Source organism: Asticcacaulis sp. MM231 (assembly GCF_964186625.1).
Lineage (GTDB): Bacteria > Pseudomonadota > Alphaproteobacteria > Caulobacterales > Caulobacteraceae > Asticcacaulis.
The window spans coordinates 3,272,654-3,284,569 of sequence record NZ_OZ075108.1; the positions used below are offsets into that span (position 1 = coordinate 3,272,654).

At 59.3% G+C, this 11,916-nt stretch carries 13 protein-coding genes and 1 tRNA gene; 10 read left to right on the top strand and 4 right to left on the bottom strand.

Going from position 1 to position 11,916, the window contains the following annotated elements; translation table 11 throughout:
* The first annotated feature begins 300 nt into the window (after positions 1-300).
* From ABQ278_RS15970 to ABQ278_RS15985, 4 genes are all read left to right on the top strand, one after another.
* Positions 301-2,328 (top strand): flagellar hook-length control protein FliK, encoded by a 2,028-nt coding sequence (locus ABQ278_RS15970; protein ID WP_349320470.1) that lies wholly within the window; start codon positions 301-303, stop codon positions 2,326-2,328.
* Positions 2,329-2,338: 10 nt separating this feature from the next.
* Positions 2,339-2,995: a flagellar hook assembly protein FlgD gene (locus ABQ278_RS15975; protein ID WP_349320471.1), complete on the top strand. Its 657-nt coding sequence runs from the start codon at positions 2,339-2,341 to the stop codon at positions 2,993-2,995.
* 57 nt (positions 2,996-3,052) lie between these two features.
* A complete protein-coding gene (locus ABQ278_RS15980) occupies positions 3,053-4,510 on the top strand; it encodes a flagellar hook-basal body complex protein (protein ID WP_349320472.1) in 1,458 nt (485 codons plus the stop codon).
* A 235-nt stretch (positions 4,511-4,745) separates the two neighbouring features.
* Positions 4,746-5,027: a DUF1153 domain-containing protein gene (locus ABQ278_RS15985; RefSeq protein WP_018080370.1), complete on the top strand. Its 282-nt coding sequence runs from the start codon at positions 4,746-4,748 to the stop codon at positions 5,025-5,027.
* Positions 5,028-5,163: 136 nt separating this feature from the next.
* Here the strand turns inward: ABQ278_RS15985 and ABQ278_RS15990 are convergent, their stop codons facing one another.
* Positions 5,164-5,664, bottom strand: coding sequence for a helix-turn-helix domain-containing protein (locus ABQ278_RS15990; RefSeq protein WP_349320473.1), 501 nt, complete (start codon positions 5,662-5,664; stop codon positions 5,164-5,166).
* 201 nt (positions 5,665-5,865) lie between these two features.
* On the bottom strand, positions 5,866-6,393 hold the full coding sequence (locus ABQ278_RS15995; RefSeq protein WP_349320474.1) for a hypothetical protein: 528 nt from the start codon (positions 6,391-6,393) through the stop codon (positions 5,866-5,868).
* A 410-nt stretch (positions 6,394-6,803) separates the two neighbouring features.
* Here ABQ278_RS15995 and ABQ278_RS16000 point away from each other — a divergent pair, with 410 nt between their 5' ends.
* From ABQ278_RS16000 to ABQ278_RS16015, 4 genes are all read left to right on the top strand, one after another.
* Positions 6,804-7,313, top strand: a complete 510-nt coding sequence (locus ABQ278_RS16000) for a helix-turn-helix transcriptional regulator (protein ID WP_349320475.1) — start codon at positions 6,804-6,806, stop codon at positions 7,311-7,313.
* A gap of 75 nt (positions 7,314-7,388) precedes the next feature.
* Positions 7,389-8,045: a helix-turn-helix transcriptional regulator gene (locus ABQ278_RS16005; protein WP_349320476.1), complete on the top strand. Its 657-nt coding sequence runs from the start codon at positions 7,389-7,391 to the stop codon at positions 8,043-8,045.
* Between the two features lie 52 nt (positions 8,046-8,097).
* Entirely contained in the window at positions 8,098-8,445 is a 348-nt protein-coding gene (locus ABQ278_RS16010) for a hypothetical protein (protein ID WP_349320477.1), read from the top strand.
* Positions 8,446-8,448: 3 nt separating this feature from the next.
* Complete coding sequence (locus ABQ278_RS16015) at positions 8,449-8,904, top strand: hypothetical protein (protein ID WP_349320478.1); 456 nt, start codon at positions 8,449-8,451, stop codon at positions 8,902-8,904.
* Here the strand turns inward: ABQ278_RS16015 and ABQ278_RS16020 are convergent.
* Positions 8,888-10,153: a tetratricopeptide repeat protein gene (locus ABQ278_RS16020; protein ID WP_349320479.1), complete on the bottom strand. Its 1,266-nt coding sequence runs from the start codon at positions 10,151-10,153 to the stop codon at positions 8,888-8,890. The two genes, ABQ278_RS16015 and ABQ278_RS16020, sit on opposite strands and share 17 nt — an antisense overlap.
* Positions 10,153-10,671: an Lrp/AsnC family transcriptional regulator gene (locus ABQ278_RS16025; RefSeq protein WP_349320480.1), complete on the bottom strand. Its 519-nt coding sequence runs from the start codon at positions 10,669-10,671 to the stop codon at positions 10,153-10,155. The genes ABQ278_RS16020 and ABQ278_RS16025 overlap by 1 nt, the downstream gene beginning before the upstream one ends.
* A gap of 292 nt (positions 10,672-10,963) precedes the next feature.
* On the opposite strand from ABQ278_RS16025, the gene ABQ278_RS16030 reads away from it, so the two are divergent.
* Positions 10,964-11,040 (top strand) — tRNA-Met (locus tag ABQ278_RS16030).
* A 70-nt stretch (positions 11,041-11,110) separates the two neighbouring features.
* Complete coding sequence (locus ABQ278_RS16035; protein WP_349320481.1) at positions 11,111-11,911, top strand: ATP-binding cassette domain-containing protein; 801 nt, start codon at positions 11,111-11,113, stop codon at positions 11,909-11,911.
* Positions 11,912-11,916 lie beyond the last annotated feature (5 nt).

Here is an 11,916-nt window from a genome sequence, read left to right on the forward strand (position 1 = left end):
CCAGATAGTTCGCGCACGCATGCGCCTGAGCACACGCACACAGGCGCGCGAAGACGTCTACCCGGTCAAAACCGCCACCAAAGCGCCGTCAGACTAGGCAAATTTCGCCCGGAAAGCCGGTAAAAAGGTAATTTCACCACCGGCTTAACCACCTTAAAGTTAGATAATTCAGTTGGTTATGAATTGGCCCGTGGATTGCATGGGCTATCCGGATCAGATGCGCAAAATGCGTTGACCTCGTTTGTGACCTGCCCGCCGCAAGATGCAACGGGCCGATCGGTTGGTTTTTCGCGGATACGCATGTCCCTCGACCTCACCTCTCTGTTGACGACAGCCACCGGCACGGCCGCGGGTCAAGGGATGGCCCTGGCCGGTGGCGCCGCTACGTCGGATGGCCAGAGCGCTGAGACGGGTACGGTTTCGTTCGAGAGCCTGCTGACGGCGCTGACCGGCGATGCACCGGTTCAGGATACGTCCTTAGCGCAGGCTGTGGATCCGCAGGTAACGACCGCGCAGAGCGATGCCGCCGCCACTCTGATGGCCGCGCAGACGACAGCCCTGACAACCGAAACCGTGCAGGCGGATGTTACCCAGTTCCCGGTCGCGGTTAAGACTGAAACTCTGGCCCAGCCCACTGAGGATCAGATGCAGACCCCGGTTCTGGTGACGGTTTTGGCAGACATACAGACTCAGCCTGCGGTCGAGGCCGGGGCGTCCGCGGTCCAGCCGCGAGCCCCTGCCGTTGATGCGTCCGCCGCGACCGTGGCTGCACCTGCCGCCCAGTCCGCGCAGGATGCGCTGTCAGAAACTTTGGCGGTCGCTCCGGTGGTGCCCCTCAAAGCCGAAACGTACGAAGCCCCGAAAGCGGTTGAGACGCAAGTCGCTGCATGGGTTGAAACCCCTGCCGCCAAGACGCCAAGCCCTGAGGTCGATGTGCCTGCGGCACCGATCGTGGTTGCAACCCCCATAGCCCAACCGCAAGCCGTTGCGATTGAAGCCGCTACGGTCATTGTGGAAGCGACCGTAACGCCGGTTGTCGGCCAGCAAGCGACTGCCAACCCGGTCAAGACGACGAAGGTCAGCGATGACACGACAGCAGACAGCAAAGTTATCACCGACAAGACTTCAAATGAGACCGTCGCGTCGGAGCTAATGGCCAGTCTGCTTGCTCAGGCTCCGAAAGCGCCTGTAGCCACGCCTGCTGCTCCGGTGCCGACCGCTCCTCCGCAAGCTAACACACCGACACCTGTCGCGCCGCAAATGCCGCAGGATCAGGCCAGGCCGCCGGTTGATGATCAAGGTGCACCGCAAGCCAGAATGTCGGCCGATGCCGCGGCGCCGGCTCAACCCACCACGGCCAAGGCCGCCGATTTCGCAAGCCTGTTGAGGGCAACCGACCCTAAAGCAGCAGCCGCATCCGCGAAAACGCCGGAAACCCAGACACAACAGGTTCAGACACAACAGGTTCAGGCCACCGTGACGGAAACGATGGCGCCGCCAGTCCGCAGCGTTCAAGCGCCGGTGCCGGTCAAGGCCTCTGTTGAACCGCAAACGGCCAGTGCCAGTGTCCCGGCAGAGAGCGCCATCGTCGTCGCCCCCGTCGTCACTTCGGAGGCATCCTCAGCTTTCACCCTGATCTCGGCGCAGACGCAAGGCCAATCGACCTATAGCGCCAGCCCGGCCGCCGCGACGGTCGCTACTCAAACCGCCCTTTCTCAAACGGCGGTCGATAACCTCAACGCGCTCAGTGTGCAGATCAACAAGCGTCATGCCGAAGGCGCCACCAAGTTCACCATGGAACTGCACCCGGCCGATCTTGGCCGTGTCGATGTGGCTCTGACCATCGCCAAGGATGGCAAGCTGACGGCGCATATGAGCTTCGATAGCGCCGTCACCGCCGAAACCTTCAGCGCCCATGAATCCGACCTGCGCAAACAACTGAGCGCAACGGGTCTGGCTCTGGCCGACGACGCCCTGACTTTCACCTCACGCGCCAAACCTGAGGCGATCGTGGTCGCCGCGCAAAGCCAGAATTCGACTGGGAACCAGAACCCAGGTGGTCAATCGACGCCGCAGGATGCGCGCACCCAGGACAGCCTGTCACAACAAAATTCCAACTCGCAGCAGAATTCGCAGCAACAACAGCAGGCCCTGTTCAACGACCAGCAGGGCCAGAACCGCCACAATGCCCAACAGGCAGCGCGTGCCCTCGCCCAGGCCGAGCAGATCGCCCCGGACAGCGACATGGACGCCACGCTCGATGCGGCCATGGCCAGCCTGAATTACCGCCAACCCGATGCGCGCCTCGCGCTCAACCTGATCGTCTAGGAAATCCGACATGGTTACGACCGTAAGCAACACAGCCAGTACGACCACCAGTTCCTCGACCGCCGCCAGCGCGTCGTCGGTGACCAGCGACTACACCACCTTTCTCAACCTGCTGACGGCGCAGATCAAGAACCAGGATCCGCTGTCACCGATGGACACCACCGAGTGGACCAATCAGCTCGTGCAGTATTCCTCGGTTGAGCAGGAAATAAAGAGCAACCAGTATCTCGAGGCGCTCACCAATCAGAGCACCCAGAGCAATATGAATGCCGCCGTCAGCTATATTGGCAAGACCGTCACCGCCGATCAGGACGTGGCTGCGCTCAAGGACGGCACGGCTGAATGGCAATATGCGCTGGGCGCCACCGCCACCAAGGCGACGATGACCATTTCAGACTCAGACGGGACGGTTGTCTGGAGCGGCGATGCCCCCGACATGACCTCGGGCAGCCATGCCTTCACCTGGGATGGCAAGGACAGCAACGGCAATAGTCTGGCCGATGGCGAATACACCCTCAGTATCAAAGCCAGCAATGCGGCCGGAGATGTCGAAGCTGCAGCCGGGATCACAGGAATCGTCACCTCAGCCTCCAATTCCGATGGCACCATTCTTCTTAAGGTCGGCAACACCTCGGTCGATCTGACCGCCGTCACCTCCGTATCTTAAAATTCCCACTCTTTTTTCTTTCACGTTTAACGCCGCACGTATCAGGAGTTTCACACCATGAGTATCAACAGCGCCATGCAATCGGGCGTCACCGCCCTGGCCGCGAACTCGACCGCTCTCGCCACCATCTCGAACAACATCGCCAACTCCAACACCACCGGCTACAAGCGCATCCTGACCAACTTCACCGATCTGGTGTCGGGTTCGGCCAGCAAGTCGTCGTTCTCGTCAGGCGGCGTTGTGGCGGTCAATCGCCAGACCACGACCAATCAGGGCGAACTTAACAACAACACCTCGGGCTACAGCCTCGGCATCGACGGGCAAGGTTTCTTCGTGGTGTCGGATTCGGCGGAAGACCTGACCTCTGGCAGCTCGCTTCTGTTCACGCGCGACGGTTCGTTTACGACCGACACCAAGGGCAACCTCGTCAACGCCGGCGGTTTCTATCTCGAAGGCTGGCCGGCCGATTCGAGCGGTAATATCAACACCTCGGCCACCGACATCAACATGCTGGCGCCCATCAACGTGGCCGCGCTCTCCAAGGCCATTGAAGCCACCACCAAGGTGACCTTCAAGGCCAACCTGAACGCTGAAACCAAGGTTTCCGATCTGGTCGCCAACTATGACCCGACTGACGCAGCCTACGCCATGTCGACTTATGACGCCGCCACCGGCACCGGCACCAAGCCCAATTCGACCATATCGAGCACGATTTCGGATTCGCTGGGTCAGCAGCATAATATCACAATCTCGCTCATCAAGAAGGGTATCAGCACCACGGCGCCGACCGTGGGTGAAACCGAATGGGCTTACGAAATCTCGTCCAAGGACATTATCAGCGGCGGCACACCAGACCTGCACCAGATTTCGACCGGCTCACTGTTTTTCAAACAGGACGGCTCGCTCGACATCGGCGACGCGGCCAACAGTGTCGCCTCACCCTCGACCGGCGGCCTGATGGACCCGACCCTGAATGTGGTCGGCGCCTCGGGCGATACCGCCGCCACCGTGCGCTGGGCTGACAGCGTCGGTGCTCAGGCCCTGCCCTCGCTGACCTTCGGCTATGATGTCAACAGCGTCACCAACAATGCCAGCTCGCTGACCCAGATCACAGGGGATTCCACCACTGACACGGTCAAGGCCAACGGTACGGAATTCGGCACCCTCGCCAAGGTCGAGATCGGTAAGGACGGCATCGTCAAGGCGATCTACAATAACGGCAACTCGCGCACCCTGGCGCAGGTGGCCCTGGCCACCTTCCTGAACGCCAACGGCCTGACGCCTGTCACCGGCAACGCTTACGCGGTGTCGACAAAATCAGGCGCCTTCCTGCTCAAGACGCCCGGCCAGACCGGCTCCGGCACTTTGGAAGCTGATACGCTTGAAGCCTCCACCGTTGATCTGGCGCAGGAATTCACCGGCCTCATTACCACCCAGCGCGCCTATTCGGCAGCCTCGAAGATTGTCACAACGGCAGATGAAATGCTGCAGGAACTTCTGGCCATAAAGCGTTAGTAAGATGAGACTAGCCAATTAACTAAGTATTTGTTGGTTATCTTCATTTTATACTTACAAATAACAGAATTATTAATTCAGGCTGAACTTGAAAGCGAAAAGCTAACGCATACTAAACAAAGCATTAACGATACCTTAGCGCCAATTTTACCATATATTTACTATGGCAATTAAGCTGATGTTTAAGGAAGGCGTGTAGGATGCTGGTATGTGATGGTAACAAAGGCAAAACGCCATGCTTCAAGAGCAACGCCGCGATAACAAAGGCGAAAAATACGTGATTGGTCCTACCGGGGCAAAACTGACACTCAACGACCTGCCGCCAGCCGGCACGGAACGTTGGGTCATACGCCGCAAGGCAGAGGTGGTGGCAGCCGTGCGCGGCGGTCTCCTGACCTTTGACGATGCGTGCGAGCGCTACAACATTACCTCGGAAGAGTTCCTGGGTTGGCAAAAGGCCATTGAGAATCATGGCATGGCCGGCCTGCGCACCACGAGAATCCAGTCTTACCGCTAAGCCAGTCTTACTGAGGGCGGAGCCGGATACCAAATACATGAGCGGCCACGCCTGAGAGATCAGGCGTGGCCGCTGGTGCTTTTGCTCAATACAGAAACGCCTCCCCCTTTTTATAGGGGAAGCGTGGGAATCTGGCTCAATCCACCTCTTCAGCAATAAACCGGCGCTTGCCAAGTTCAGCCAGAGATATGGCGTCCGGGTTCTGCTGCACGCCAAGTTCGCCCATCTGCACGCGCTGTTCACAGTGCGCACAGTGCGTCACCGGCGACAGGCTGTGGCCACAGGTATGGATCGTCTCGTAAATCGCGCGCTCCTCGCCATAGACATGCTTCTGGCCCCAGTCCTGCATGAAGAGGATCATCGGGCGCAGTTCGCGGCCCTTGTCGGTCAGCAGATATTCATAGCGGCGCGGACGCTCGCAATAGAGGCTTTGCTCAAAGACGCCGTGCGCCACCAGGTGCTTGAGCCGCGCGGCCAACACATTGCGCGCCAACCCCAGCGCTTCCTGCCATTGCTCGAAGCGGCAAAGCCCCGAGAAGGCGTCGCGGATAATCAGGAGCGTCCAGGGCTCACCGATAATATCCAAACTCGCCGCAAGGGCGCACTTTTCTTTACTATAGTCTGCTGATCGGCCCATCGTCGTAACACTCTTATTTTATGTCGAAGCGGTCTTTGACCGCCATTATTTCCCGCAGGCTACGCAAAAAGATTTTAACAAGATATGCACAGTGCAAGATATTGCAAAAGTTTAATGCGGCACGTCAATACCCAAACGCGTCCCAGCAAGGAAGCCGCTGTCATGGCGTATAAAATGTTCAGAAAGTCTTACGAAAAAGGCTTAACGGTTGAGGGCGTAAAGCGCCGAGAAGGCGTGCGCCATTGCCGCCTCGTCACTACGCACGAAATCCTGTTCGAAATGATCGCCCTGCCAGTGCAGGAGGAGACCGGTAGCGCCATCCAGCCCCAGCATCAGACTGTCATGCGCAGCATTGATTCCGGCCGTGGCGCAATCGGAGGTGAAGGTGCCACATTCGGCCTGATAGCGGCCGGCCTTGACCACGCGCAGATCCGGCGCAGTAGCGCCGCCATCGAAGGCGGTGACGCGGATATCCTGCGTGCCGCTAACCCTATTGAGGTGAATATGGACAGCAATGCGACCGGTATCGGCTTCGCTTACCAGATAAAGGTCGTCACGGCGGCCATCACCATCGAAATCGCCGTCGCGCGAGAGGGTATGATCGGTCACGGAGGGCCGGCTGAGATCAGGCGTCAGGGTCGAGGCCTTCGCCAGGGTCGAAATCGCCACGCCCCCCAGCGCGATCAGCGCCGTCAGCACACCCAGAACATAAGCCCGTACCATCATCATCCTACCCTTATATTGGCTTGAAGGGCGAGGTTGTGTCCTTTCAGGACATCCTGGCACCTTTTGCGCACTCTTCACGCAAGGCCGATGCCAGCATTGCCACAGGTGGGCGATTATGACAATAATATTTTGTTAACTATTTAGGTGATTGTAATGTCGGGGAAAAGTCATAGGCGCCCCCCTCGTCAGCCGGTAGACGCATAACGCTTTCCGGGCCATATAAAAGCCAGGACAGGTCTGGCGCAGCCGGATGCGGACGATCGCCAGCCGTGCTGGTACAGCCCGTTTGCAGTAGGGCGATAAGGGCTTGTGGCCCAAGGCTCAGTAAAACCATCTGCGACTCCACAATTTACATTAATTGAGAATAATTCGCATTATCGAAATAGCAAGCGCCATTTCGTCACAATCGTTTGATGGGCTGCGGGCGGCAGAAAGAACCAGAGCAAAACCCGCAGAAGCGTGGCGTCGGGCTTGTCATTTTGCAAAGGGTGTGCAAATTCTTATTCATGACCGATGAAGACGTTAAAACCGCGAACATGCCCCACGCCACAGACCTGCACGTCGGCGACGTTGTCAGAAAGCGCCGCAAGGAACTGAAATTCAGCCAGGCCGAACTGGCGAAGGCCGTCGGGCTGACCTTTCAGCAAATTCAAAAATACGAACGCGGCTCGAATCGCATTTCGGCGTCAAAACTCTATGAGATCGCGCACTTTCTCAACATACCCATCGCTTATTTCTTCGATGGCTTATCCGCTGAAGAAGAAATTCGCGCGCCCTTTAAGGAAGGCAATACCGATGCTTTCCTCGCCAGCATCGAAGGACAGTCTTTGGCCAATGCCTTCGTGAAACTGACGCCCGCCAAGCGCAAGGGCGTTATGGCCCTGGTCCGCGCCATAGTGGCCGACGAGCGGCCCCCCTCTTAAAATCGTACCTCTGGCCTATTCCCGATATTTTCGTTACCCTTGGAAACGGGTCGCAGATCTTGAGGGGAAACAATAATGATACCGGTGAGTTTGCTGAGCGTCGAACTGTTATCAGAACGACAGAAAGAAATTCTGCGCCTGGTGGCGAAGCACTATCAGGCCAAAGAAATCGCGCGAATTCTCAATATCAGCGAGCATACGGTCAAGACCCACACCGACGAAGCGCGCCGGCGCCTCGACGTGCCGACAAGCCGTCAGGCGGCCCGGCTTTTGGCGGAATATGAAGGGGTTGCCGGCCTCCCCCTTGACGAGCCTCCCCCCGCAACGGGGATGCCGTCATCGCCATCAGAGCGGGCAGTGTGGGCGCATGAACAAGCCATTTCTCCCCCGCGACCAATACATGACGATCAGCTTTCAGGAACTGGAAACAGTCTGGGAAATGCTGGCGGCTCACAACAAGAACGACGACATCAGGGATTCGGTGGAAACCGTACGCCTGTTGAGCAAATCGTGCAGCCCCATGAAGGCGCTGCATACCTTGCTGGTAACAACAGCCTGGCTGGCGGACGATGGGATGGGTTCACAGGACGGCTGAAGACACTCAGCCTGCCGCAGTGGCTCGGCCTGATCGTCCTCGTCAGCATACTTTTCCCGCTGATGCTGGGCATGCTGGTCCAGGCCGCTACGAACGCGCTGAGTGTCTTCCAGACTTTACACGCTTCCGCCGGGTAACCGTCCCCCGTCGAGCGTTCATCGGCCACGCGTTCGGCTAGGGGATATGAACATGAAAAGAATCGAAATGGTGCGCCACGGCGCCCAACAGCTTACTGTTGCCGAAAATGCAGTTGAAACGGCGCTTGTCGAGGTTTCCACCCTGCTGAGCCAGCTTGGCCGGATGCGTCTGGACTCCAATCTGTCCCCGGTATTAGGTCAGGAAGCGATTGCCACCCTGGTTGAGTCTGTTACCCTGTTATCCAACGCACGCGGCAAGATGGTGGACGCGCATGAACACCTGAATGGCGTGAAAACCCAGATCGGCTGCGGCGCCATCGCGGCCGGCACGCTCGACAAGGGCGAAGACAAACCCGTCCCGCACGTTTCTGTTGTGGGAGGCACAAGGACAGCGGCTTAAGGTATGACCCTAAATCAGGCATGGCAAATCAGCGGCGTCGTTATCGCTATTGTTTGTTGTGCCTGGGCGTGGCGTTGCGGCGGTCCTGCGGAACGTCGCGGCGCCATCTATATTTTGACCGCCTGGCTTTTGTCGGTCATTTTCCAGTCGCATCAAGCCAGCGGCCCCGGCGTGTGGGTCAACATCATCGACATTCTGCTGCTGGCCGCCCTCGTTCATCTCTCCGTGCAATCGCGCAAGCCCTGGACGCTTTTTGCCGCCGCCTGTCAGCTCGACACCATCGCCTCACATATGTCGCAGGTCTTTTCAGGGTTCAGCCAGTGGGCCTATGTGGTCATTCTGGGCATCTGGGGGGGCTATGGCCTGCTGATCTGCCTGGCGATCGGCACCTACAATCATCAGCGAGAAACGCGGCGCATGAGGGACACGGTGGAAAAGCCCCCTACGGCGTCAGCTTGATAACCCCCACCAGAGCCGGCTCGACCGTCTCTGCGCGCGGATTGCCCTGATCATCGAGATGGCTCCACTGGCTCTTGGCGACGAACACAAAGAAGTCATCGGCCACAAGCCCTTGTGACGGCTGGGCCAGCAGCTTTTCCGAGCGCAGCAGCGTCTCGACCAATTCCGCCTGCGTCCAGTCCGCCGACATATGGATGCGCAGCACACGGTTGGGCTTGAAGCCATTCTGGATGGCGATCAGGTCATGGCCATAGCGCGCGATCGACGACAGACCGAGCAGATTGCCGTCGGCCGGCGCCAGCAGGCGCGTCATGCTGCCGGCCTTGAGGTCGACGCGGTAAAGCCCGGAGGTGAAATCGCTGACGATCAAAAGCGACCCGTCCTCATTTTCGGCCAGGCCTTGCGGTGAATCCATATAGCCTTCGGGCACCAGCACTTCGAGCGTTTCGCCATAGCGGGTCAGGCGCAGAACCTCGCCGTGGTTGTTGTCGATAACGTAGAGATCGTCCTTGCCCGCCAGCAGGTGCCCGAACTCGCGCGCCACCTTGGCGTCCGTCATCGTGGTGATCACCGCGCCATCGGCCGGATTAATGGCGACGATCTTCGACGTCACCGGCTTGGAAGCGTCATACCCTTCGGTCTGGCGGCTTTGCGCCGTGGAGGCCCACAGCTTGCCATCATGCAGTCCCAGACCAAAGGCGGCAATGCCCGGCCCTAATTTGATAACCTCGCGTTCGCCGCCCGGCTCTTCGGCCAGGATATTGCCGCCGCGGATGCCGCTGACATAGACCACCTGCGCATTGTGCGGCTCAAAGGCCAGCGCCTCGGCGATGACGAAATCCGGCAGGGCCGCCGCCACGCGGATAGCGCCAAACGGCGCCTCATTGGCCTGAAGCTGGTCCTCCAGCGCGCTGTCCCAGAGGGTGGTGAAATCGCTGTTTTTGGCCAGATCGAGCACATTGCCGCGCTTGAGATAATCGATCAGCACCGCCTTGGCGTCATCGGTGCGCTTTTGCTGCATATAGACCTGCGCCTGCAACAGCGCGATCGACGGAGAATCCGGCAGGATAGCGCGCGCCTTGTCGAAGGTTTCGAGCGCCTTCGCGGCATCGCCCTGCTGCAGGGCGGTCATGCCGTCACCGCGCAGGGTGCGGAACTGGCCGAGATCGGAGGCCGGATCGACCGTCTGGGCATGCGCACCAGAGGCGAGCCAGAGCCCCGCCAGCGCAAGCTTCACGACATGACGCATTACTTTCCTCCGGCCGTTTTTGTCTCTTTTGGTGCGTCCTTATCGAGCACCAGGCTGATCGGCACCGCCGTGGTCTGGCGGACGCTGCGCATGATGATACGCGATTCAACGCCGGACACCAGATCGGAGGCCAGCAGCTTGTCGCGCAGGAAATCGTCATAGGCGTGCATGTCACGCGTCATCACGCGCAACATATAGTCCTCGTGGCCGGTGACGGTCTGGCAACTGACGACCTCGGGCCAATTTTCCAGCCGCGCCTCGAAGGCCTCCAGATTGGCGCGCGACGGCAGGGAGAGTTTCACCGAGACATACACCTCGAAACCAAGGCCCAGCCGGTCGGGATCGAGCACGGTGACACGCTTGAGGATAACCCCTAGGTCTTCCAGCCGCTTGATGCGACGCCAGCAGGGCGAAGGCGACAGCCCCACGCGCTCGGCCAGATCGGCCACGGAAAGGGAGGCGTCTTCCTGGATCAGGTTCAGAATACGCGCATCGAGCTCATCGATCAGATCAGACAAAACTTACCCTCGGAACGCCAGAAATTACACCGCGCGGCCAGTAGTGACAACATTTTGTGAAAATTCCATCCCTATCTGCAAATTTCTCCGTCGAGTGCGCTTTTTGAGGCGAAATCGTCGGTGCGCGGGGTGTTAAAACAGCGTTTCGTGGATAGCTCAGGAGAAATTGCGCAATTTTCTCCGCCGAGGCTTGAACCCCGCCGGCTTATTGGCTATAGGCGTGCGCTCCGCGACACGCTTGCGGATCGCGCCACGCTTTTCAAGCGCCGGCGCCACGACAAGGCCCTGGTTTGGTTGGGTAGCTCAGTTGGTTAGAGCGGTGGATTCATAACCCACAGGTCGGCGGTTCGGATCCGCCTCCAACCACCAGGTTTCTTGCGAGTTCCGTTCACCATCGGCTTGCTGGAACACACTCCGATTTGTTAAGCGAAGAGCCATATTGCCCGCCGATGACTCCACCCCTTCCCTGCTGACCATCCGAAACGCCCATGTGGTGCGCGGCCAGCACACCCTGCTCGATGGGCTCAGCCTGACGCTCAACGCCTGTCAGCACACCGCTATTCTCGGCCCCAACGGTTCGGGCAAGTCCACCCTCGTCAAGCTGATCACGCGCCAGCTTTATCCGCTGGCCGGCGGCTACGTGTCGCTGTTCGGCCACGCGCGCTGGAACGTCACCGACCTGCGCAGCCTGATGGGCATTGTCTCGTCCTCGATGCAGCTCGATTTCGACGCCCATCCGCCGCTGGAGGTCTTCGATTGTGTCGTCTCCGGCTTCTTCGCGGCGCGTGGGCTATGGAAGCAGCACGCGGTCAGCGACGACATGCGCGTTCGCAGTCAGGAAGCGCTGGAACAGACCGGCGCCAGCCATCTGATCGGCCGCGACATGTCGAGCTTATCGACCGGCGAGGCCCGGCGCGTGCTGATCGCGCGGGCCCTGGTGCACCGACCCAAGGCGCTGCTGCTCGATGAACCGTGCGCCGGACTCGATCCGGCGGCGCGGCGTGTCTTTCTGGAAGGTTTGCGCAGACTAGCTCAAGGCGGAACGACGCTTATTCTGGTCACCCACCATATCGAGGAAATCCTGCCGGAGATCGGTCATATCGTCATGCTGCGCGATGGCCGCGTGCTGCATGAGGGCGACAAATCCGCCCTGCTCGATAGCGCTCACCTGACCGAGCTTTTCGGCATGCCGGTCGAGGTCGAGCCGCGCGGGGCGTGGTTTGGCGCGAGCGTGGATTAAAGCAT

Bases quoted from the DNA above. Each gene is read 5' to 3' on its own strand.
- ABQ278_RS15970 (WP_349320470.1), top strand. From the start codon at position 301: ATGTCCCTCGACCTCACCTCTCTGTTGACGACAGCCACCGGCACGGCC.
- ABQ278_RS15975 (WP_349320471.1), top strand. From the start codon at position 2,339: ATGGTTACGACCGTAAGCAACACAGCCAGTACGACCACCAGTTCCTCG.
- ABQ278_RS15980 (WP_349320472.1), top strand. From the start codon at position 3,053: ATGAGTATCAACAGCGCCATGCAATCGGGCGTCACCGCCCTGGCCGCG.
- ABQ278_RS15985 (WP_018080370.1), top strand. From the start codon at position 4,746: ATGCTTCAAGAGCAACGCCGCGATAACAAAGGCGAAAAATACGTGATT.
- ABQ278_RS15990 (WP_349320473.1), bottom strand. From the start codon at position 5,664: ATGGGCCGATCAGCAGACTATAGTAAAGAAAAGTGCGCCCTTGCGGCG.
- ABQ278_RS15995 (WP_349320474.1), bottom strand. From the start codon at position 6,393: ATGATGATGGTACGGGCTTATGTTCTGGGTGTGCTGACGGCGCTGATC.
- ABQ278_RS16000 (WP_349320475.1), top strand. From the start codon at position 6,804: ATGGGCTGCGGGCGGCAGAAAGAACCAGAGCAAAACCCGCAGAAGCGT.
- ABQ278_RS16005 (WP_349320476.1), top strand. From the start codon at position 7,389: ATGATACCGGTGAGTTTGCTGAGCGTCGAACTGTTATCAGAACGACAG.
- ABQ278_RS16010 (WP_349320477.1), top strand. From the start codon at position 8,098: ATGAAAAGAATCGAAATGGTGCGCCACGGCGCCCAACAGCTTACTGTT.
- ABQ278_RS16015 (WP_349320478.1), top strand. From the start codon at position 8,449: ATGACCCTAAATCAGGCATGGCAAATCAGCGGCGTCGTTATCGCTATT.
- ABQ278_RS16020 (WP_349320479.1), bottom strand. From the start codon at position 10,153: ATGCGTCATGTCGTGAAGCTTGCGCTGGCGGGGCTCTGGCTCGCCTCT.